The organism is Shewanella sp. AS16 (assembly GCF_021412365.1).
Lineage (GTDB): Bacteria > Pseudomonadota > Gammaproteobacteria > Enterobacterales > Shewanellaceae > Shewanella > Shewanella salipaludis.
In genome coordinates this window covers 366712-386609 of sequence record NZ_JAKCLK010000002.1, presented here as the reverse complement: position 1 = coordinate 386609, position 19898 = coordinate 366712, and the positions used below count along the sequence as shown (strand labels likewise).

Here is a 19898-nt window from a genome sequence, read left to right as displayed (position 1 = left end):
ATTAATTAAGTTGCTTTCTCTCCCTGCATGGGAAATGATCCGCTAAGTCCAGCAATTTACACTCAATTATTTGGTGACCTAAGATGAAAATAGGTATCTTGTCGCAGTTTCCTGACTTGTACTCTATCCGCCGTCTGGTGGCGGCGTGCGAGAGCCGGGGGCATGAGGTTGTCGTCATCAACCCCATCAACTGCTACATGAACATCAACTCGGTCAAGCCCAGCATTCATCTGGAGGGCGAGGAGCTGTCCGGGTTCGATGCCATCATTCCCAGGATCCATGCCAGCGTCACCTTCTATGGTTGTGCCGTGGTACGCCAGTTCGAAATGATGGGGGTCTATGCCGCCAACGATTCCATATCCATCGCCCGCTCCCGGGATAAACTCAGGGCCTTGCAGCTGTTGTCGCGCAAAGGAATAGGCATGCCAGTGACGGGCTTCGCCAGCAAACCCGATGACATTGGCGATCTGATCGCCATGGTCGGCGGGGCCCCCTTGGTGATCAAACTGCTGGAAGGCACCCAGGGGATAGGCGTGGTATTGGCCGAGACCAAGAAAGCCGCCACGAGCGTGATCGAGGCGTTTCTTGGGCTGAAGGCCAACATTCTGGTGCAGGAATATATACGTGAATCCAACGGCAGCGACATCCGCTGTTTCGTGGTCGGCGACAAGGTGGTGGCCGCGATGAAGCGTCAGGGGCCCGAGGGGGATTTCAGATCTAACCTGCATCTCGGGGGCAGTGCCGAAAAGGTGCGCATCACGCCGTTGGAGCGCAAGACGGCGGTGGCCGCTGTGAAGGCCATGGGGCTGGTGCTCGCCGGGGTCGATATTTTGCGTTCCAGTCGCGGCCCTTTGGTGCTTGAGGTCAATTCCGCCCCCGGCATCGAAGGCATAGAAGCAACGACAGGGATCCAGCTGGCGGAGCCGATAGTGGAGTATATAGAGAAGATGGTGGCCGCCCGCAAGGCGAATAGCCCCATCATAGCCTGAAAACACAAGGCCACCCTAAGGTGGCGCGTGTGGCTTTTATTTTGTGACTTTTATGCTGTGGCCAAGGGGCTTGGGTTAGAGATCGAAGCTGTAGGAGTAGCCCAGGACGACCTTGGCATCATCGCCCGCCAGATCCGTATCCGCCAGCTTGAAAGACACAGTGCCAATCTGGGTCTCTGCGCTCAGGGTCAGGCTGTAGTCGGCATAGTTGTCTTCCCCGAACCAGCTCTCGACCACATCGCCACTTGAGTAACCATAGTGGGCCGCCAGACTCAGGCTGTCGGACAGGGGCACTGTGACAGTGGCATGCAGGTAGCTGAGATCTTTCTTGTCCAGTGGCTCGGTGGCGACATCATCGCCGGCATCTATGAGGTGGGAATAGCCGATCTCGACCCATTTCCAGCTGAGGCTGCCATACAGCTCATGCAGGTCTATGTTGCCATTGGCATCCGGATAGGCGTAATAGAGGTAACCCAGGTCATAGCCAATATCTTCCCCCAGGCTGCCGGCATAACCCCCATACAGGTCCAGTTCATAGCTGGTGTCATCCCCGAAGTCGACGCTCGATACCCAGGAGCCGACATAGAGCCCGGAATCATGACTGTAATCCAAGCCACCCTGAACTGCGACAGCGTCCTGGGTCTGGCTGGTGCCGCGCCATAGGTAGTTGGAGGTGACGCCTATGTTGCCGGACACGCTTGCCAGGGCGTTGCCGCTCAGGATCATGCCTGTGCCGAGTAGCAGGCCGCGATACAGTGATTTTTTCATGCTCATCCCCTTTCAGTTATGTTTTCACCGGGCGCGCCCCTAGGCGTGCTGCGGTGAAGATGTTTTTCTGCATTGAGGGTTGCTAATCGCGTGCCACTATAGAATCTGATTAAAAAACAATTGGATAATCTTTGGTTGCTTCTTGGGGAGCCAGGGTATGCCTGCCCGTGGGGCAGAGGTGCACGTTTATTGTGCAGCCGAGCCAGGCTCAGCCCGAGAGCGGAAACAAAAAAACCTCCCGTGGGAGGTTTCTTTAATGCCTGGCAAGGAATTAGTTTACGCTGTCACGTAACGTCTTGCCGGCTTTGAATTTTGGCACATTGGCTGCCGCAATTTGAATTTCTTGACCCGTCTGAGGATTACGGCCAGTGCGTGCAGCGCGAGTGCTGGTTTCGAAAGAGCCAAAACCCACGATAGAGATTTTTTCACCGTTCTTCATAGACTCGGTGATGGCTTGCTCGAATGATTTCAGGGCTCGGGCCGCTTCTGCTTTGGTCAGTTCTGCGTTTTCAGCAATTTTGGCGATAAGTTCAGTTTTGTTCATGTTAAGAGTCTCTTCTTTCCGTAGATTTGTTTTTAGTAAACTCGCCTAACATGCCACAAGGCGAGACGCTTGAAAAGGGCTTTAGCGCCAGATAATCCCTTGTTAAATCAAATTCTGATGCTTTTTAGATGCATATCCTGTTATTGGGGTCAATCTTCCAGCAGTTGGAACAGGAGTTGTTTGACCAGCCTGGGTTCGAACGGCTTATCACATAAGGCATTGACGCCGGCCTGTTCGACATTGCTCAGATGTGTATCCTTGGCCTCGGACGACACCATGAGAATGGGAATGTGCGACTGGTTGCTCTGGGTACGTATATAGCGGGTCAGTGCCAGGCCGTCGACACTGGGCATGTTGTAATCCGTGATCACCAGGTCGAACATCCGGTGTTGCAGCAGCGCGATCGCCTGGGCGCCATCGTCGGCCTCGCAGATCTGCTTGATCCCCAGGTTGGCTATGGTGCGCCCTATCACTTTGCGGGCCAGGGGGCTGTCGTCGACGATCAATACCCGCAGATCCTGGACATCGAAATGACTCAGATCCAGCTCGTCATGGCTGAGGAGATCTATGGTGGCATTGAGCGCCTTACCCAAGTGCTCGGAACTGAAGGGTTTGGGCAGTATGGCCACCACTCCCGACTGGCGGAAGATCTCCAATTGTTCCCGGCGGCATTCGCTCGATACCAGCATGAATTGGATATCCTTGGAGCCAGGGTCCGCCTTGATATGTTGCAAGAGCTCCAGGGCGCTGCCATCCTCGAAGTGCAGGGCGCTGGCGATAAGATCCGGCTTATGGCGGGTGATTATCTCTTTGGCTTCGCTCAGCTTGCCGGCCGTCTGTATGCTCAGTATGCCTTCCTGCTGCAGCCGGCCCATGATGATTTTTTTCTGGGTTTCCGAAGGTTCAACCAACAAGAGTGACAATTCGCTTGGAGATAAGTGGCTCATACAGGATTAGGCTCTCATGGGCTGATGTTGGGCGCTAAATTACCTTTTATCCGATAATTCAGCAAGATAAACGCGCTGACACTAGTGCCTGGCGAGATAATTGCGGGTGTTGGCGGAGAAGGCGACCCAATACTGGAAGCCGAGCAGGGCCATCAGGCCTATGACGACCGCAGGAATGGGCAACTCCTGTCCCTGGACTACGACCCTGACTTCTTCCGGGGTGATGCGGTAGGCTATGAGGGCCGTGATGGCCAATGCGGCGCAGCCCAGGGTCTGAATGCCGACATAGAGGCGCAGCGCCATGCAGGCCCAGGATTGACGCAGTATCAGTCCCAGCAGCACGGGAACCACTCCCAGGGTAAAGACATCCAGGGCCCCTGTGCCCAGGGCTCGCCAGAGTGCGCCGGCGGTGAGGAGGCAATACAGGAACATGAGGAGTGCGAGGCGAGCAGGAACTGGGATCATGGGGCAACCTTAATGACGAAGTGCCCAAGTGTAGAAAAAGCGCCGATCCGAGTCCAGCATAGACGCGCTAATAGTGTAAAATAACCTGGGTTTTAACTGACAGCGCAGGGCGCTCGGCAAGGATTATGACAGAAACAGAATTTTGGGCGCTGGTGACCCGCAGTAACGGCGATCAGGATCAGGAATCACTGGCGGCGACGCTGACGGCGCGTTTAACGCCGTTGGATGATGAGGCGCTCAAGGCATTCGATAAGCTCTTCGGCCAGAAGATGCGCCAGAGCTACCTCTGGTCGCTGTGGGGCGCGGCCTATGTGATCACCGGCTGTGATTCCGAATATGCCTTCGCCGAATTCAGGAGCTTCTTGATTTCACTGGGCCAGGACTGGTTTCAGAAGGCGATAGCCGCGCCCGATTGTTTGGCACAATTGCCTCTGTGGCCGCTGAAGGATGGTTATCCCTATCCCTTCGTCGATGAATATGATCTCATCGCAGGCAAACTCTACGAGGACAGGACAGGCAGGGAATTGCCTTTCGTCCCCTCGGGCAAGGCCACCCCGGCGGGGAAAAAGTTCAGCACCAAGAAGAAAGATCTCAAGAGCCATTACCCTGGACTGGCGGCCAGGTTCCCCTTCTAGGCTTGGTTATCATCGGCTTAGCTTGAGCCTGGGCCAGGGCTGCGAGACCCGGATCGTTGAGAGGCCAGGGATACGAACAGATACAAGAGTTAAGGCCAAGGTAAGCAAATGTATATTAATTATATCATTTGAAACAATTGGTTACTCAGAGGCTTTTCCGGCGTTTTAATTTTGCATCCCGGCTTGAATAGGGTTAAATTTTGTACATGGGAGTAAGGCAAACAACATTGAACCCAGGAGTACGAGATGAAATCTACAAACCCATTAAAGTTGTTGCTCATTGGCGGCCTATTGGCCACAGGCGCTGTGACCGCGGGTGAAGCCATGCCCGAGAGTCCGGTTACCGAGGACGGGGTGGTGAGTATCACCTGGCAGAATCCCAAGGATTATACGGATATCAGAAGCGCCAACATGAAAAAGTCGCGTTATGAACGGCAGCTGTTCGAAACCCTGACCCATAACCTGAATAAGGAAGCGTCCAAGTTGCTCAAGCCGGGACAGCAGCTGCGGATGACGGTGACGAATCTGGACTTGGCCGGTGACATGCGCCCCACCTTCGGTGCGACCCCGAACGATATCCGCGTGGTGAAACCCGTCTACCCGCCACGTATGAGTTTCAGCTACCAGATACTCGAGGGGGAACAGGTGATCATGGCCGGCGATGAGAAGCTGACCGATTTGGGCTTCATGGACTCCATGCCCCATATCAGCAACAAGCCCTATATGTATGAGACCAAGATGCTGAACGATTGGTTGGATAAGACTCTCAAGCCCGGCTCTTAAACCAAGAGCTTAATGCAAGAGCTTAAGCCAAGTGCCCAGGGCGTTCAGGCGATTTTATCCAGTGTCTCTTCGAGCAGGTAGAACCCACCCTGAGTGTGTTTTGCCTGCTTCTTGGCCCTGGCGCTCAGGGTCGATAGCTCATGTTCGTTGCTCTGGTACGTCTGTGCCGGGGTCAGGATACCGACACATAGGCTGATCAAGGGGTGATGACAGGGGTTCCCCTGCCTGTCATCGGCCAACATCTTCTGTTCCAGCCAATGGGCCTGGCTATAGAAGATAGACTTATGTGCCTCGAAATCGGCCAAGATCTGTTTGCTCTGGCGCATTATGTCGTCGCAGCTGCCTATTAGCACAAAATCGTCCCCGCCCACATGGCCGATGAAGCTGGTATCTGTCTGATACTTAGTGAGCAGGTTGGCCACTTCACAGATCACTTCGTCGCCGCGACAGAAACCATAGATGTCGTTGTAAGGCTTGAAATTGCAGAGGTCGAAATAGGCCAGATAGAAGGGCCGCTGTTGCAATTTGAGGCGTTTCAATTCTTCCTGGATAGGGACATTGCCCGGCAGATCCGTCAGCGGGTTGGCATGGCGGGCCATCTTGATCCTGTATTCGGTAATGCGCTGCAGCAGATCTTTGGTGTGGCCTATGCCGAGCAGCTGTCCCTGACGCAGAATGATAAACTGTTGCGCCACAGTATGTTCGTTGTCCGAGGTCAGCAGCTGGCTGACGCTGGACAGGGGTTCATTCGACTCCAGCTGCAACACCTGACGATCCATGACCTCGGCAACGGCATGATTTTCATGCAATGCCCTGCCATAGGGGGTGCTGAAGAGCTCCAGCAGACTGGCGCGGGTCAATATTCCCTGGGGGGCAACCCCATCGTAGACCACTATGGCCTGCAGTGCCGGCTGGGAAATAAACTTGTCACTCAGGTACTTGAGTTTGGTGTCCGGTGGCGCAGTGGTGGCGTTGCAACATAGGCTCTCGGCCGACTCGCTGTACCTTGGCAACATCTGGGTGTGGCCACCTGTCAAACTGGCGCGCATGTTGCGCCGCGGCGCCTGTTCCGGGCGGCCGAGCAAATAGCCCTGGCAATAGGTGATCCCCAGCTGGGTCAGCACGGCCAATTCTGCCGCCGTCTCTATCCCTTCGGCTATGACCTTGCAGGTCAGGCTCTGGCATAGCTCCACTATGGAGCGAACAAACTCCTGCTTGACCGGGCTGGTGTCTATCTGTTGGATGAAGTGACGGTCGATCTTGACATAGTCGGGTGCCAGTTCGGACCAGAGCCTGAGCCCGGAATAGCCGGCGCCGAGGTCGTCTATGGCGGTGAGGAAGCCCTGATTGCGGTAATGATTCAGGCAGGACTTGAGCAGATCTATGTCGTCGGCCGGGTACTGTTCGGATAATTCGATCACCACCTGGGAAGCGGGTATGCCCAATTGTTGCAGCAACTGCAGCGTCATGCCCTTGGGATGATCCGGATCCAGCAGTGCCTTGGGTGAAATATTGATGAATAACTTGCCATTGAGCTGCCTGAGCTTGAACTGCTCCAGCGACAGTCGCCGGCATAGGGTCTCGAGTTCGCTGAGCTTGCCTTCATGGGCTGCAGTCTGAAACAGGGGCACGGGCGAGAAGAGAGGGCTATGCTCGGGTCCCCGACTCAGGGCCTCGAAGCCATGGATCTTGCGTTCGACAATGTTGAAAATAGGCTGAAACAAGACGTTTACCGCGCCCTTGGTGATTATCTTGTCGAGTTCGTTGGCTAGATCTATGGCCGTCATCATGCTATTCCCGCTGGGTGTATGGCGGGAGTCTATGACGTTGATATGACAGCAATATGACATACGGTCGCAACCTGGGAGTGCGCCCTCGGGCGTCCGTCCCGGTGCAACCTATGCCCGGGGATTAACGGGCATTCTGTTTGAAGGCCTGCAGGGTTTGCAGCAGGGTACCTAGCTTATGTACGAAATGGGCTATGGCCGTGGCCGAGAGGCTGTCCGCTTGCTGCAGTGTGTCCAGCTCCTCGGCCAGCTCCTGGACATACACCAGAAAGCGATTGCCTTGCGCCTTGAAGCCTTGTTCCCGAGTGAAGATGGCGCTGAACTTGGCGTGACCGGCTTTTTTCAATTCATCCAGCCTGGCATCGGCATCCAGTGCCTGGCGATAGGCGAGCTGCAGATTTTCTTTCAGTTGCTCTATGACCTTAGTGTGTGGCATAACGGCGTCTCAGTTAAAATTTGTAGGGATTATAGGAGGCAGGGAAGATGGCAACAAGTCGATGGCGACAGATAATGGCCATGAATTTACTCTGGTTGTTGTGTTTGAGTCAGGCCGCGGTTGCCGCCGTCTCGGATACGCCGCCCTTCTTTCGCATCCACTATCAGGGGAAGACGGCGTATCTGTTGGGGTCTATCCATGTCGGCCGTGAGGATTTCTATCCTTTGGCACCCCAGATAGAGGCCAAATTTGCCGGGGCCGCCGGGCTGGTGGTCGAAGTCGATGTCACCAAGGCCAATGGCGCCGCCCTGGTGCAGAAATATGGCGCCGCCACCGGGGAGATGGACGAGGAGACCCGGGTCTTGATGCAGTCCTATTGTGCCAACCGCGGCCGCCTATGTCAGAGCCTGCAGGCCTATGCCCCCTGGTTACAGTCATTGCAGCTGAGTCTGTACCGCTATGCCAGCATGGGCTACAGTGCCGACAAGGGAATAGACACCTACCTGCTGGCCAGGAATGCGCCAAGACAGGTATTCGAACTCGAGACGATAGGATTTCAGCTGGGGTTGCTGGCGTCCCTCAGCCAAGAGACCCAATGGTCCATGGTCAGGGACGCGGTGAGTGCCTCGGATGCCGAGGTGTTGGCCCTGATAGACGCCTGGCGCAGTGGCGACGAGGCCCAGATCGCCCGCTTGATGGAGCAACAGTTGCTCGACAAGGGGGAAACCGAGCTGGTCGAGGCGCTGCTGTGGCGCCGCAACCTGGGCATGGCAGATAAGATTCGCCGCTTGATGAGCGCCCAGACGGGCCCGAAACCTTTGTTTATCGTCGTCGGTGCCGGCCATCTGGTCGGCCAAAAGAGTCTGGTCAAGCAATTGACCGCCGCCGGGGCCGAATTGACTTCCTGCTGGAGCGGCAGTTGCGACTGAGACTGCCGCCCTGGCGGGCGCTAAGCTTGCTTGTGGCCGATGAAATGCACATAACGGCCGAGGGAGAGGTAGGGCTCCTGTTGTGAGTATTGCAGCTCCATCTGCAGCAGCTTCTGTTGGCTGAAATTGTGTGGCTGCTGGTGTTTCAGATAATCGTGTATCACCCTGACCCCGGATTGACACACAAGGGTGAGCCGCCAGGCGTCAAACCAGTCACGTACCTGTTGGATATACAGGGGATGGGGCGGCGTCAAACCTACCTTCTTCTTGACCTTGAAATCCTGCTCTACATAGTCAAAATTGCCCGACACCAGATTGTGGAACCGCATGGCTTCCTTGTTGTAAAACATCAGCGAAAATAAGCCGTCGGGCTCGAGCAGGGTGAGCAAGTCCGTCAGTGTCTGCCTGGCGTCGCTCAGCCATTCCGCCACCGCATGACAGAGGATGAGATCGAACCGACCATGCTCGGCCAGGGATAAGGCCTGAATTGGGGCATGGAGCAGACGAATATCCAGTGGCATGACAGCGGCGTCTATCTGCTGCCTGGCCTGGGCCAGCATGGCCGCCGAAATATCACAGAGCACCACTTGGTGCCCCAAAGCCGCCAACTTCTGGCTGAAGAAGCCGAAGCCGCCGCCGGCATCGAGTATCCTGAGTTTTCTGTCGCCAAAGGCGGCGAGTGCGGGTTGCAGATCCCGCCATAGCACGGCGGCGCGTATCTCGCCCTTGGGGGTGCCATAGATGTTTTTCGCAAATTTTTGCGCGAGTTTGTCGAAGTTCTTGTCTTGCACTGTGCTGTTACCGGAGTGATTGAGCCGCTAGTGTGCCACAGCGAAGCGTTTTGCGCATCCGGCGCGCATAGTCGCTGAAGTCAGTCTCTAACCAACTGTTTTAAAAAGGCTTAGTCTTTGGCGCTAAGTTAAGGATACACAGCCCAGTCGGGTCTGAGTTATACTGGCGCCCGTTTATACAGGATCGAGCAGCATTGGAATGCCTTCCTGGATACAGTTTCTGACGCTAATAGGTGTTGGTTTATATTGAATATTTCTGTGCCTGGCCTAGGTCTGGGCTAATGTTATTCATGGTTGAAATCAGTGCCGCCGGTCAGTTTAAGTTAATTAGAAGGTATATCGACTTGAAGAACGAGTATTGTGTTGAATTGAAGGCGATGCCCTCGCTATTTTCTCTTTATCGCAAGATTTTTTTTGGCCGCAAGCCGGGCTGGGACCAGCAAGCCTTACCCCAAATTAAGGTCAGCGCCCGGGACGTACGCCTATCCGTGGCTAAGGTAAGCCAGTATGCCGACGTTTGTAATTTCAGCTTCGATGGCCGGACCTTGCCGCCGACCTATCTCTATGTGATGGCGTTTCGCCTGCATGCGCAGATCTTTACCCATGAAGCCATTACCTTTCCGCTGCTGGGCATGCTGCACCTGAAAAACAGCATAAGCGTGTTGCGACCGCTCAGGGTCGATGAAGTCTTCGAACTCGAATGCAGCCTCACCGGCAGCACAATGACGGATTCTGGCCTGGAGTTTGAGCTGGTGTCCAAGGCCTTCGTCGACGGCGAGTTGGTATGGCATTCCCTGTCGACCTATCTGTATCGCATCGACAGCGGTCGTCGTGCTCGGCCGCCCAAGGCGAGCGACATGGCCTGGGATAACCCCAGGAGTTGGCGTCTGAGTGAAGACTTGGGCCGCCGTTATGCCAAGGCTTCGGGCGACTATAACCTGATCCATCTGCATCCTGTGTTGTCGAAGCGTTTTGGCTTCGATCGCGTGCTGGCCCATGGCATGTGGTCCAAGGGACGTTGCGTCGCTGAGTTGATGCCACAGATAGGCGAGCGCCCCTTCACCATAGATGTAGTGTTCAAGCTGCCGCTGTTCATGCCGGGTGAAGTGACCTTCGCCAGTGAAACCCAGGCGGATCACCTCAGGTTCGAACTCAGGGATCAGAAAGGCCGGCGCCCGCATCTGAGCGGTGAGCTGACCCTGATGTGACCCGGGTCAGGTTGAGACCAGTAAGCGAAAGGCGCCCATGGGGCGCCTTTTTTGTTGCCGGGGATCATCTTCCAGGCCGGTCATCAAGCCTGTCCATGACTCAGCATGACTCAGCATGACTCAGCATGGCTAAGCATGGCTAAGCACTAAGGCACGCTATGGCCGGTCGAGGCCTGCCAGATGCTGAACCACTGTTGACGATCCAGCTCTATCCTGGTCGATGCCACCGCGGCGCTTATCCTGGCCATATTGCCCGAGCCTATGATGGGCACGGGCCGGCTCGGCAACATACGCACCCAGGCGTAGATCACCTGACTCATGTCCTGGGCCCCGACCTCGGCTGTTATCCGGGCCAGGGTCTGACGCAGCCGCTGTGACTGCTCATCCGTGCCGGTAAAAATGTTGCCGCCGCCCAGGCTCGACCAGGCCATGGGGGAAATTCTCAGCTGTTGACAGAGATCCAGGCTACCGTCATGCAGGCTGGTGAGTCGTTGCGGGGAGATTTCCAGCTGGTTGGTGACCAGAGGCGTGCTCACGCGGGATTGCAACAACTGGAACTGCGCCGGGCCGAAGTTGGAGACGCCGAAATGCAGCACCTTGCCCGTTTGCCTGAGCCGGTCGAAGGCCTGCGCCACCTCGTCGGCGTCCATCAGGGGATCCGGCCTGTGGATCAACAGCAGATCCAGATAGTCTGTGCCCAGGCGGGTTAACGACTGCTCGACACTCTCTATGATGTGCCGGGCGCTGGTGTCGTAATGGTTGATGTAGCGTTCCGGGTGACAGTCGAATGCCGGCTTGATGCCGCACTTGCTGATGAGCTGCATGCGCTGGCGCAATGCCGGCGCCAGCGCCAGGGCTTCTCCAAATTGGGCCTCGCACTGGTACTGACCATAGATGTCGGCATGATCCATGCTGGTCACGCCCAGATCCAGGTAGTGCTGGACTAGGCTCAGCCGCTGCTGCGGACTCATGTTCCAGTCTGTCATACGCCAGAAACCGGCAACGAAATCGGATAATTGGAAAGCGGATGTCATAGGTTACTCCACAACTTGAGTCTGAGATGGACTTTGCCGGCCAGTCTCATATTTTAGTTCAGTTCGCCGCAGGCGCCCATGGACACCTTAGGTGCCGAAAGCGACTATTTGCTGCGATACACATGCACATCCCGTTGCGGGAAGGGGATGCTGATGCCTTCGGCGTCGAAGCGCAGCTTCACTTCCCGGGTAATGTCCCAGTAGACGTCCCAGTAATGGTCGGGTTTCACCCAGGGACGGACGACGAAGTCGACCGATGACTCGCCCAGCAGGTGCAACTTGACGGTCGGTGCCGGGGTGGCCAGCACCTTGGGGTGTGCCTCTACTATGGCCTTCAGCAGGGTCTCGGCCTGCTCTATGCTGTCGCTGTAACTGATGCCGAAGCTCATATCCACCCGCCTGTGGTGCTCGACCGTGATGTTATTTATGGTATCGCCCCAGATCTTGTTGTTGGGAATGATGAGCCTCTGGTTATCCAGGGTCTTGATGGTGGTCGACACCAGGTTCATGTGGCTGACCCTGCCGGTCACTCCGGCGGCGCTGATCAGATCGCCGACATCATAGGGACGGTAGATGAGGATCATCATGCCGGAGGCGAAATTCGATAGGGTATCCTGCAGGGCGAAGCCTATGATGACACCCGCGATACCGAACCCCGCCAGCAGTGGCCCAAGTTCGAAACCCAATTGGGACAGGGCGATCAACAGGCCCATGGCAAAAATGACTTTACCCGACAGTGAGGTGAAAAACTCCTGCAGCAAGCGGCTGAACTTCAGACTGGAGTTGCTGACGGCTCGCCTGACGAGGCGTTTGGTCATATTGCCGAGCAGTGCCGCCAGCAGCAGTATGACGAGAAATACCAGGAATTTGAAGATGAGCCCGGGGCCCTTGTCCATGGCCTGGGTTTCGGCCGCCGTCAGCCATTGTTCGATCAGGCTGGAAGCCACATTCAGGGTGAGTACGTCATGGGTGATGTCACCCGAGACGGCGAACAGCGCCTGTTTCCAGGCCGAGGTCTCTTCACCCAGGGCGTCGAGCAGCCCTATGGTCTGGCTCAGGCTCTGGCTATTCTGGGCCAGGCGCTCTTTCAGCTCTGTGACCAGGGCAGTCAGTTCCGGAGTGACATCCTTGCCGGCGATGGTGACCTCATCTATGGCGGCTTTCAGGCGTACTTGGGTGTAACTGAGCAGGCTGTCGAGGCCATCGGCCCGCGCCAGCAGTGTTTGGCTCAGGGCTTGCTTCTGCTGGCCCATGTCGAGCCCCAGTTTTTCGGCCCAGCCCAAGGTTTCGAGCCTGAGCTTGAGGAGCTTGTCCTTGGCGCTTTCCCGTCTGGCGATTTGCAGCGCCATCTTGTTATCCTTGCCTGTGCCCAGCTCCTGGGTCATGGCGGCTATGTCTTGGTCCAGATAACGGCCGAGTCTATCCGTGTAGACCAGTTGTTGCCTGACCAGTGGCAGCAGGGCTTGGGTATCCGGGCTGTCGGCCTCCAGCAGGGAGAGGATCTGTGTCCGCAACAAGGTCAGCTTGGTATTGACCCTGTATTCGGTGATCGCCTTGAGTTCGCCCTTCGCCCTGGGCAAGGTCTGGATATCCTTGTCTATGGTTTGTTGCAGCCTGGCTATGTGCTCGGCTATGTCCTGGGGAATAGCGGCGGCGCTCAGGCTGAGGCAGAGCAGCACCAGGGTCAATCCCTGCCGGGTCAGACGTTTCATGGGTATTATCCTTGAGGCGATAAATTTTCTGGGATTTTACCAGCTTATTGCCCTGGGTGAATGGCCAATTGCTTTGCGCTGTGCCCGGATGCAGCTAAAGTCCCCGCCCCGGGGGATTTCTGTTAGACTTGGCGCTCATTTCATGGGGAAAGTCGTATGCTGTGTCCACATTGCAGTAAATCCATCAGCGTCGCCGCTATCACTGAACAGCGAGGCAAGGGGTTGGGAGCCCAGTTCCAGTGTCCTCATTGTGCAGCCTGGTTGGGCCGCAGTCCCTGGCTGCAGCGTCTGAAAATGCTGGGCTTTTACGCTGCACTGGCTTGTGGCATCTACGCCTATGTGTACCAGGAGGCGCGCCATGCCATGATCCCCGCCGCCATCTTCGCGCTCATCTTGTTGCTGGTATGCCATCTGATGGATCATCTGCATACGGTCGAGGCCCCCATCAAGGACGAAGCGCCGGATCCCGGCCCCAAGTATCGCTAGCTCCTGAGCCGGCTCCGAGTCCTGAGCGCGGCGCATAAACATCTTGTAACCTTTTGCCTGGGCATTTGTGTGTTGCAACTCCATGTTGTACTGGCTTAAACTCGGACCGACTTTATTTTGCGGTTTATTTGGGGTAGCGACAGTGAGACTTAAGAGTCACATCAGACGTGCGATTGCAATATGGCTCAGCGCCATATTGGTGTTGCTGTCTCTTGCGGCCTCGGCTCACAGCGTTACCCACCTGGACGATGGCGCTACCAGCCATTGTACCTTGTGCTTTCATCAGCATCAGCTCAACAAGATGCTCCCGCTGCAACCCCTCTATCTCAAGTCGGATGGGCAACAATTCGAGCGTTTGAGCTTCAGCCTGCCCAGCTATGTCAGCCAACATAGCAGTTGCTACCACAGCCGTGCGCCTCCCGTCTTCGTCTGAATATCGCTAACCCAATTCATTGATTGATTTTTCTCGCCGGCCTTGGCCTGCGAGACATGGCTGTATTTTTTGGAGACAAGATGAAGATCCAACACCCTATTTCCAATCCGGGGGCTGCCTTGCTGGCGCTCGGTTGCACCCTGGCGTCCGCGAATGCTTTGGCCCAGGACCCGACACTGACGAATCCGGCGATCAGCGCCGTGGTGGATGGCTACTATCAGAGCAGCGACCGTCCCCTGTCCGAACGGACAGAAGGTTTCGGTCTGGGCGAGACTGAGCTGGCACTCAGTGCCAACATAGATGACATGTTTTACGGTAAGGTCACCGCAGTGCTGGAGTCCAGCGATGGCGCGGGCGAAATCAACCTGGAGGAGGCCTTCATCCAGACTTTGGGCATGCCGGCCGGGCTGTCGCTGCGCGCCGGGCGTTTCATGTCAGACATAGGCTATTTGAACAACCAGCATCTGCATACGGATGCCTTTACCGATCGCCCCGTGGCCTATCGTGCCTTGCTCGGCGGCCATTACTTCGATGATGGGGTACGGCTGGATTACCTGGCACCGACGGATATCTATTGGAGCCTGGGGGCCGAAGCCTTCAAGGGCGATAGCATGCATGCCGAGGATGAGACGGGTAACCGTGAGTTCAGCAATTTGGGGGTGTTTACCGCCTACAGCAAGTTCGGTGGTGATATCGGCGATTCCGGCTCCTGGATGGCCGGCCTGAGCTATTTGCGCAACCAAAATGGTCGCCTCATGCCCCACGGGGAGGAGGCTGGAGTCGAAGAAGCCGAGCATGGCCACAGCGCCAGCTACACGGGTGAAAACACCTATGCTGCCGACTTCGTCTATAAGTGGGCGCCCCAGGGCAACTACAAGTACCGGCATCTCACCCTCAGCGGTGAATATTTCCGGGTCACAGGCCTGCTGTCCGATGAGGCGCTGGCCGCCGGCGTCAAGCGCCGGCAAGACTATCATCAAGCCTGGTATCTGAGTGGTGTCTATCAGCTGTCCCCCAACTGGACCGCAGGCTTACGTTATGGTGAGCTCGATGCCCAGGCGCTGGAAGCCGATGAGATGCAGTCGCAGAAGTTGCGGGAGACGGAACTGAGTCTGGGGTGGCATCATAGCCATTTCTCCACGGTACGGTTGCAATATACCCATCAGCAAGGAACCAACTTCGACGGGATAACCGACGACAATATCTTAACTCTGCAATATGTTATGTCTCTGGGGGCTCACGGTGCGCATCAATTCTAAGTTAGCTAAATTTGCCGCGGTCGGTTTGACGTTGGCCTATACGGGTTTGGCCCATGCCGAGCTGAATGTGTTTGCCTGTGAGCCTGAATATGCGGCGCTGACCAAGGAGCTGGCGCCGGGGGCGAGCGTGTATGCGGCGACCACCGCCATGCAGGATCCGCATCAGGTGCAGGCTCGGCCCAGCCTCATCGCCAAGATGCGCCGGGCGGATCTCGTGGTCTGTGCCGGTGCCGAGCTGGAGGTGGGCTGGTTGCCCATGCTGCAGATGAAGTCCGCCAACGCCAAGGTGCGCTCGACCGAGGAGGGGCTATTCTTCGCCGCCGATCAGGTCGATACCCTGGACAAGCTGGCGCAAGTCGATCGCAGCATGGGAGACGTGCACGCCCAGGGGAATCCGCACCTGCATTTCGATCCGCAGCGCCTGCTCAAGATAGCCCAGGCCCTGAGTGCCAAGATGACGGCCTTGGATCCGGATGGCGCCGCCGGCTATCAAGCCGCGCTGGCGGACTTCAGCCAGCGCTGGCAGGCGGCCGTGCCCGTTTGGCAGGCGAAGGCGGCTGGCCTGACAGGCAAGAAGGTGATCGCCTACCACACCAATTTCAGATACCTGTTCAACTGGTTGGGTATGGAGCAGGTGGCGGATCTCGAGCCTAAGCCAGGACTGCCACCCACAAGTGGCCATCTGGCTTCCCTGCTGAAACGTGCCGGCAAGGGCGATGTGCTGGCCATCATAGTCGCTTCCTATCAGGATAGACGCGGCGCCGACTGGCTCGGGGAGCGGGCGCATCTGCCTGTGGTGATGCTGCCCATGTCTGTCGGAGGCAATGATCAGAGCCAGGATCTCTTCGGTCTCTACGACAGTGTGCTGACACTGCTTAACGGGGTGAAATAGGCCTATGTTGGATCTGGAACTCATGTCAATCCTGCTGCCGGCATTGGCGGCAGGCGTCTTGGTGCTGTCGACCCATGTGGTGCTCGGGCGTCAGGTGCTCAAGCGGGGGATCATCTTCATAGATCTCGCCATAGCCCAAGTGGCTGCCCTGGGGGCGATCGTCGCCCACCTGAATCACAACATAGAGGCGCTGCCTTTCTCCCATGTGTGGATGCCGGCGCTATTCGCCCTGGCGGGCGCCGGCTTCATCGCCTGGTTGTCCAAGCGCATGGCGGGTGAGCTGGAGGCCATCATAGGCTGCTTCTATGTGTTGGCGGCGGTGGCGGCCATGCTGCTCTTGTCCAACGATCCCCATGGGGCAGAGCTGCTCAAGCAGTTGATGTCAGGCCAGATCCTCTGGGTCGGTTGGTCCCAGTTGCTACTGCCTGCGCTGGTCTATTCCGGGGTCTTGGCGCTGATCTGCTGGCGTCCCCGCATCCTCGACGGCGCCGGCTTTTACCTCCTGTTCGCCCTGGTGATCACCCTGTCGGTCGAGCTGGTGGGGGTCTATCTGGTATTCAGCACCCTGATCTTGCCGGCGCTGGCGCTCAACAAATACCGTGGCAGCTTTTCCTGGGTGCTGGCCTATGGCGTCGGCCTGAGCGGTTACCTGATTGGCCTGTTGCTGTCGGCCAGCTTCGACTTGCCCAGTGGTGCGGCGATAGTGGCGGCCCTGGCGGTCAGCGCCCTGCTGTTCCGCCTGGGACTGGCGAAGGCGGCGCCTGTTGGGGTCTCTCAGGCCTCGTTAAGCTAAGATTTGCTATCCTCTACGAAGGAGGGCACCCATCCGGGTGCCCTCCTTTTTTATGCCAGTTGCCCTGTTGCCGGCGATGATGACGCCGCTCTGTGCTGGAACTTTGACCTGGAACTTTGGCTTAGACACATTAAGATTTTGATATCCTTTGCAAAGGAGGCTAGCTATCCGAATGCTCGCCTTGCTGTAGCTCTGTTACTTGATATCCGGCGGCTTACGTCTGTCAGCAATAGCTTGAGTCGGCAGGCCAGGCTGTTATGGCTGTTGGCATAGGGCGAATTTTTAACCCTGGCGATGATTGCCGGCGATGATAACGCCGTTCTGTGCTGGAACTTTGACCTGGAACTTTGGCTTAAACACATTAAGATTTTGATATTCTTTATATATGTCTGCTGCTCGCTAACCTGCGGCTTACGTCTGTCAGCAATAGCTTGAGTCGGCAGGCCAGGCTGCTATGGCTGTTGGCATAGGGCGAATTTTTAACCCTGGCGGTCAGCGTCTGGGTGTTCCGCCTGGGACTTGGCTTACGTCTGTCAGCAATAGCTTGAGTCGGCAGGCCAGGCTGTTATGGCTGTTGGCATAGGGCGAATTTTTAACCCTGGCGGTCAGCGTCTGGGTGTTTCGCCTGGGACTTGGCTTACGTCTGTCAGCAATAGCTTGAGTCGGCAGGCCAGGCTGCTATACTGGCGCGAATTTTTTGTCGGAGTATCTCGTGCTGTTAATCGTCAGATCCCTGCTGTTGGCGGTCATGTTGCTGCTGGCCTTCGTATTCGGTGGACTCGTTTGTGTCTTCAGGCCGCGTCATAGAAACAATGTACACATGTTCGCTAAGATCTTCGCTTCCGTGGCGCCGATACTCGGGGTCAGGGTCATAGTCCGCCAGCCGGAACAGGGGCTGCCTGTGCCCTGCATGTACCTGGCCAATCACCAGAATAATTTCGATCTCTTCACCCACACGGCGGCCGTGCCCCTGGGCACTGTCAGCCTGGGCAAGAAGAGCCTGGTCTGGATGCCGCTGTTCGGCCAGATCTACTGGCTATCGGGTAATATTCTCATCGACCGCAAGAATCGCCACAGTGCCTTCGATACCATGGCCAAGACGGTACGAAAGATCAGGGACAATGCCCTGTCCGTGTGGATTTTCCCCGAGGGCACCCGCTCCCGTGGTCGTGGCCTGCTGCCTTTCAAGGCCGGCGCTTTCCACACGGCCATCGCCGCAGGTGTGCCCATGATGCCTGTGCTGGCATCCTGTCAGAGCCATATCAGACTCAACCGCTGGAATAATGGGGTGGTGATCATAGAGATGATGGCGCCGGTGGAGACCCAGGGATTGGATAAGTCGGACGTGAAAGCGCTGTCATCAAAAATTCATGCCAGCATGACGGCCAGATTAGCCGCATTAAATCAGGAAGCGGCGGCATTAATGGGTAAAACTCTGCCACTTGATGGCGTATAATCCGCCTTGTTTGCCCAGAATCCATATTAACGGAGACAGTCCATGTCAATTGAGAGTCAGTTAAAAGCCCTACTTGCTGAAAACAGGGATATTATTCAAGCCTTGCTCGACGATGGCTCCGAGGCCGATGCCGAATACACCATAGAGCATCATTTTTCTTCGACCAACTTCGATCGCCTGGAAAAGGCCGCCGTCGATGCCTTCAAACTGGGCTTCGAAGTCAATGATGCCGAGGAGATGGAGCTGGAAGATGGCTCGGTCATTTTCTGTTTCGATGCCATTGCCCATCATAAGCTGGATATAGACTTACTTGACCAGGCCAGCGAGCAGTTGCTGCAATTAGCCACCAAGCAGAAGGTGGATTACGACGGATGGGGCACCTATTTCGTCGGCGATGAGCTGGATGAAGACGAAGAAGATGAGATGGACGAAGACGGGTTTCCTGCCTGAAACCCAGCCCATGGCCGGCCGGCATGAGCCTATTGTGACAGCGCTCCAGACACCATGAGACAGGCCCATCCAGGATGGGCTTTTTTATGTCCTGGGTTCTGTGGCGGCGGCCTCGGTTCGCTTGTCTTCGGCCTCATGGGCGACTGTGCAGTTGCGGCCGTTTTGCTTGGCCTGGTACAGGGCAGTGTCCGCATTGGATAGCCAGTTGGAGCTGCTGTCTATGCCGGGCCCCAGGGTGCTGATCCCCAGGCTGACGGTCACCTTGATCTGCTTGCCTTTATAGAGAACCCGGGCGTCGGCAATGTTCTGGCGCAACCGCTCGGTAAAGTGGTGGGCACCGTGGGCATCCGTCCTGCTCAGTACTATGGCAAACTCTTCGCCACCGTAGCGGCCGGCACAATCCGTTTCCCGCAGCGACTGGTTCAGCAGGTGGGCAATGTGCTGGATCACCTTGTCACCCGCCTGATGACCATGGCTGTCGTTGATCTGTTTGAAGTTATCTATGTCGAGCATGACCAGGCTGGCGATGTCGCTGTAGCGGGCGAAGCGGTCGAATTCCCGCTCCATGCATTCCTGCCAGTGGCGGCGGTTGGGCAACTGGGTCAGGCCGTCGGTGCGGCTCAGATGTTGCAGTTGTTCGTTGGCGGCTTTAAGTTGTAACTTATTGATCGCTATGTCGGTGACATCATAGATGATCAGGCTGATATGGGTGATCTTGCCTGTCAGCGAGGCCAGCGGCAACAGGGTCACGTTCTGGTACATGAAGTCGGCGCGCCCCGTGATGGGACGATAGTTCTTGAACTTGAACACATAGGGCCGTTGTTCCCAGCTGATGAAGGCCCGGTTTTTCAACATGAGCACGGATTCCATCTTCTGCTTCAACCAGCTCACCGGCAGATCGGGGAATTGCTCGAACAGCTCCTTGTCCTTGATGGCATTGGGCGACACGCCGCTGTGGTTTTCCATGAAGCCATTCCACAGCTTGATGCGGTATTGCTCGTCCAAGACGACCAGGCCGACTTCTATGGTCTGCACCATGTCTATGAGCCAATGTAGTTCGTTCATCGCACTTTGATCGTGAGACATAGCTTATACCCTGAG

The 19898-nt window shown here is 56.4% G+C and carries 22 protein-coding genes; 12 read left to right on the top strand and 10 right to left on the bottom strand.

The genetic code is table 11. From position 1 onward, the window contains the following. Positions 1-83 precede the first annotated feature (83 nt). Positions 84-989, top strand: a complete 906-nt coding sequence (gene rimK / locus LZP73_RS06510; RefSeq protein ID WP_234233656.1) for a 30S ribosomal protein S6--L-glutamate ligase — start codon at positions 84-86, stop codon at positions 987-989. Between the two features lie 75 nt (positions 990-1064). On the opposite strand, the gene LZP73_RS06505 is transcribed toward rimK, so the two are convergent. The 4 genes from LZP73_RS06505 to LZP73_RS06490 all read right to left on the bottom strand — a co-directional run bounded on the left by LZP73_RS06505 (position 1065) and on the right by LZP73_RS06490 (position 3713). Next, entirely contained in the window at positions 1065-1757 is a 693-nt protein-coding gene (locus tag LZP73_RS06505; protein WP_234233655.1) for a TorF family putative porin, read from the bottom strand. A gap of 271 nt (positions 1758-2028) precedes the next feature. Next, positions 2029-2301, bottom strand: a complete 273-nt coding sequence (locus tag LZP73_RS06500; protein WP_234233654.1) for an HU family DNA-binding protein — start codon at positions 2299-2301, stop codon at positions 2029-2031. A 149-nt stretch (positions 2302-2450) separates the two neighbouring features. After that, on the bottom strand, positions 2451-3248 hold the full coding sequence (locus LZP73_RS06495; protein ID WP_234233653.1) for a response regulator: 798 nt from the start codon (positions 3246-3248) through the stop codon (positions 2451-2453). An 81-nt stretch (positions 3249-3329) separates the two neighbouring features. Further along, positions 3330-3713: a hypothetical protein gene (locus tag LZP73_RS06490; protein ID WP_234233652.1), complete on the bottom strand. Its 384-nt coding sequence runs from the start codon at positions 3711-3713 to the stop codon at positions 3330-3332. Between the two features lie 125 nt (positions 3714-3838). On the opposite strand from LZP73_RS06490, the gene LZP73_RS06485 reads away from it, so the two are divergent. Both LZP73_RS06485 and LZP73_RS06480 read left to right on the top strand, forming a co-directional pair. Then, positions 3839-4348 carry a DUF4240 domain-containing protein gene (locus tag LZP73_RS06485; RefSeq protein WP_234233651.1) on the top strand — a complete coding sequence of 170 codons (510 nt, stop codon included), beginning with the start codon at positions 3839-3841 and terminating at the stop codon, positions 4346-4348. Positions 4349-4594: 246 nt separating this feature from the next. Continuing rightward, positions 4595-5131 carry a DUF3016 domain-containing protein gene (locus LZP73_RS06480; RefSeq protein WP_234233650.1) on the top strand — a complete coding sequence of 179 codons (537 nt, stop codon included), beginning with the start codon at positions 4595-4597 and terminating at the stop codon, positions 5129-5131. A gap of 44 nt (positions 5132-5175) precedes the next feature. Here LZP73_RS06480 and LZP73_RS06475 read toward each other — a convergent pair whose 3' ends face one another. After that, the gene (locus LZP73_RS06475; RefSeq protein WP_234234232.1) at positions 5176-6918 is read right to left on the bottom strand and encodes a GGDEF domain-containing protein; all 1743 of its coding nucleotides are present in this window, start codon (positions 6916-6918) and stop codon (positions 5176-5178) included. 124 nt (positions 6919-7042) lie between these two features. Then, positions 7043-7354 carry a prephenate dehydrogenase gene (locus tag LZP73_RS06470; RefSeq protein WP_234233649.1) on the bottom strand — a complete coding sequence of 104 codons (312 nt, stop codon included), beginning with the start codon at positions 7352-7354 and terminating at the stop codon, positions 7043-7045. A 47-nt stretch (positions 7355-7401) separates the two neighbouring features. Between LZP73_RS06470 and LZP73_RS06465 the strand changes: the two genes are divergently transcribed. Next, positions 7402-8283, top strand: a complete 882-nt coding sequence (locus tag LZP73_RS06465; protein ID WP_234233648.1) for a TraB/GumN family protein — start codon at positions 7402-7404, stop codon at positions 8281-8283. A gap of 20 nt (positions 8284-8303) precedes the next feature. Here LZP73_RS06465 and LZP73_RS06460 read toward each other — a convergent pair whose 3' ends face one another. Continuing rightward, entirely contained in the window at positions 8304-9074 is a 771-nt protein-coding gene (locus LZP73_RS06460; RefSeq protein ID WP_234233647.1) for a methyltransferase domain-containing protein, read from the bottom strand. Positions 9075-9451: 377 nt separating this feature from the next. Here LZP73_RS06460 and LZP73_RS06455 point away from each other — a divergent pair, with 377 nt between their 5' ends. Beyond that, complete coding sequence (locus LZP73_RS06455; protein WP_234234230.1) at positions 9452-10282, top strand: MaoC family dehydratase; 831 nt, start codon at positions 9452-9454, stop codon at positions 10280-10282. A 146-nt stretch (positions 10283-10428) separates the two neighbouring features. Here LZP73_RS06455 and LZP73_RS06450 read toward each other — a convergent pair whose 3' ends face one another. Both LZP73_RS06450 and LZP73_RS06445 read right to left on the bottom strand, forming a co-directional pair. Continuing rightward, positions 10429-11316 (bottom strand): aldo/keto reductase, encoded by an 888-nt coding sequence (locus tag LZP73_RS06450; protein ID WP_234233646.1) that lies wholly within the window; start codon positions 11314-11316, stop codon positions 10429-10431. Between the two features lie 104 nt (positions 11317-11420). Continuing rightward, positions 11421-13028 carry a mechanosensitive ion channel family protein gene (locus tag LZP73_RS06445; RefSeq protein WP_234233645.1) on the bottom strand — a complete coding sequence of 536 codons (1608 nt, stop codon included), beginning with the start codon at positions 13026-13028 and terminating at the stop codon, positions 11421-11423. Between the two features lie 156 nt (positions 13029-13184). Between LZP73_RS06445 and LZP73_RS06440 the strand changes: the two genes are divergently transcribed. The 7 genes from LZP73_RS06440 (at position 13185) to rraB (ending at position 18797) form a co-directional block, all read left to right on the top strand. Beyond that, on the top strand, positions 13185-13514 hold the full coding sequence (locus LZP73_RS06440; protein ID WP_234233644.1) for a hypothetical protein: 330 nt from the start codon (positions 13185-13187) through the stop codon (positions 13512-13514). Between the two features lie 142 nt (positions 13515-13656). Next, positions 13657-13947 carry an ABC-type zinc uptake system zinc chaperone gene (locus LZP73_RS06435; RefSeq protein WP_234233643.1) on the top strand — a complete coding sequence of 97 codons (291 nt, stop codon included), beginning with the start codon at positions 13657-13659 and terminating at the stop codon, positions 13945-13947. 80 nt (positions 13948-14027) lie between these two features. Further along, on the top strand, positions 14028-15206 hold the full coding sequence (locus tag LZP73_RS06430) for a hypothetical protein (RefSeq protein ID WP_234233642.1): 1179 nt from the start codon (positions 14028-14030) through the stop codon (positions 15204-15206). Then, positions 15190-16098 carry a metal ABC transporter solute-binding protein, Zn/Mn family gene (locus LZP73_RS06425; protein ID WP_234233641.1) on the top strand — a complete coding sequence of 303 codons (909 nt, stop codon included), beginning with the start codon at positions 15190-15192 and terminating at the stop codon, positions 16096-16098. The genes LZP73_RS06430 and LZP73_RS06425 overlap by 17 nt, the downstream gene beginning before the upstream one ends. A 4-nt stretch (positions 16099-16102) precedes the next feature. Further along, positions 16103-16891 carry a metal ABC transporter permease gene (locus LZP73_RS06420; protein WP_234233640.1) on the top strand — a complete coding sequence of 263 codons (789 nt, stop codon included), beginning with the start codon at positions 16103-16105 and terminating at the stop codon, positions 16889-16891. Positions 16892-17603: 712 nt separating this feature from the next. After that, positions 17604-18347 carry a 1-acylglycerol-3-phosphate O-acyltransferase gene (locus LZP73_RS06415; protein WP_169565606.1) on the top strand — a complete coding sequence of 248 codons (744 nt, stop codon included), beginning with the start codon at positions 17604-17606 and terminating at the stop codon, positions 18345-18347. Between the two features lie 42 nt (positions 18348-18389). Beyond that, positions 18390-18797, top strand: coding sequence for a ribonuclease E inhibitor RraB (gene rraB, locus LZP73_RS06410; RefSeq protein WP_169565586.1), 408 nt, complete (start codon positions 18390-18392; stop codon positions 18795-18797). Positions 18798-18881: 84 nt separating this feature from the next. Here the strand turns inward: rraB and LZP73_RS06405 are convergent, their stop codons facing one another. Continuing rightward, positions 18882-19883 (bottom strand): GGDEF domain-containing protein, encoded by a 1002-nt coding sequence (locus LZP73_RS06405; protein ID WP_169565587.1) that lies wholly within the window; start codon positions 19881-19883, stop codon positions 18882-18884. Positions 19884-19898: the final 15 nt, after the last annotated feature.

What these genes read in the sequence shown, in the direction of transcription:
- rimK (WP_234233656.1), top strand. Translation starts at nt 84, where the DNA reads ATGAAAATAGGTATCTTGTCGCAGTTTCCTGACTTGTACTCTATCCGC.
- LZP73_RS06505 (WP_234233655.1), bottom strand. Translation starts at nt 1,757, where the DNA reads ATGAAAAAATCACTGTATCGCGGCCTGCTACTCGGCACAGGCATGATC.
- LZP73_RS06500 (WP_234233654.1), bottom strand. Translation starts at nt 2,301, where the DNA reads ATGAACAAAACTGAACTTATCGCCAAAATTGCTGAAAACGCAGAACTG.
- LZP73_RS06495 (WP_234233653.1), bottom strand. Translation starts at nt 3,248, where the DNA reads ATGAGCCACTTATCTCCAAGCGAATTGTCACTCTTGTTGGTTGAACCT.
- LZP73_RS06490 (WP_234233652.1), bottom strand. Translation starts at nt 3,713, where the DNA reads ATGATCCCAGTTCCTGCTCGCCTCGCACTCCTCATGTTCCTGTATTGC.
- LZP73_RS06485 (WP_234233651.1), top strand. Translation starts at nt 3,839, where the DNA reads ATGACAGAAACAGAATTTTGGGCGCTGGTGACCCGCAGTAACGGCGAT.
- LZP73_RS06480 (WP_234233650.1), top strand. Translation starts at nt 4,595, where the DNA reads ATGAAATCTACAAACCCATTAAAGTTGTTGCTCATTGGCGGCCTATTG.
- LZP73_RS06475 (WP_234234232.1), bottom strand. Translation starts at nt 6,918, where the DNA reads ATGACGGCCATAGATCTAGCCAACGAACTCGACAAGATAATCACCAAG.
- LZP73_RS06470 (WP_234233649.1), bottom strand. Translation starts at nt 7,354, where the DNA reads ATGCCACACACTAAGGTCATAGAGCAACTGAAAGAAAATCTGCAGCTC.
- LZP73_RS06465 (WP_234233648.1), top strand. Translation starts at nt 7,402, where the DNA reads ATGGCAACAAGTCGATGGCGACAGATAATGGCCATGAATTTACTCTGG.
- LZP73_RS06455 (WP_234234230.1), top strand. Translation starts at nt 9,452, where the DNA reads ATGCCCTCGCTATTTTCTCTTTATCGCAAGATTTTTTTTGGCCGCAAG.
- LZP73_RS06450 (WP_234233646.1), bottom strand. Translation starts at nt 11,316, where the DNA reads ATGACATCCGCTTTCCAATTATCCGATTTCGTTGCCGGTTTCTGGCGT.
- LZP73_RS06445 (WP_234233645.1), bottom strand. Translation starts at nt 13,028, where the DNA reads ATGAAACGTCTGACCCGGCAGGGATTGACCCTGGTGCTGCTCTGCCTC.
- LZP73_RS06440 (WP_234233644.1), top strand. Translation starts at nt 13,185, where the DNA reads ATGCTGTGTCCACATTGCAGTAAATCCATCAGCGTCGCCGCTATCACT.
- LZP73_RS06430 (WP_234233642.1), top strand. Translation starts at nt 14,028, where the DNA reads ATGAAGATCCAACACCCTATTTCCAATCCGGGGGCTGCCTTGCTGGCG.
- LZP73_RS06420 (WP_234233640.1), top strand. Translation starts at nt 16,103, where the DNA reads ATGTTGGATCTGGAACTCATGTCAATCCTGCTGCCGGCATTGGCGGCA.
- rraB (WP_169565586.1), top strand. Translation starts at nt 18,390, where the DNA reads ATGTCAATTGAGAGTCAGTTAAAAGCCCTACTTGCTGAAAACAGGGAT.
- LZP73_RS06405 (WP_169565587.1), bottom strand. Translation starts at nt 19,883, where the DNA reads ATGTCTCACGATCAAAGTGCGATGAACGAACTACATTGGCTCATAGAC.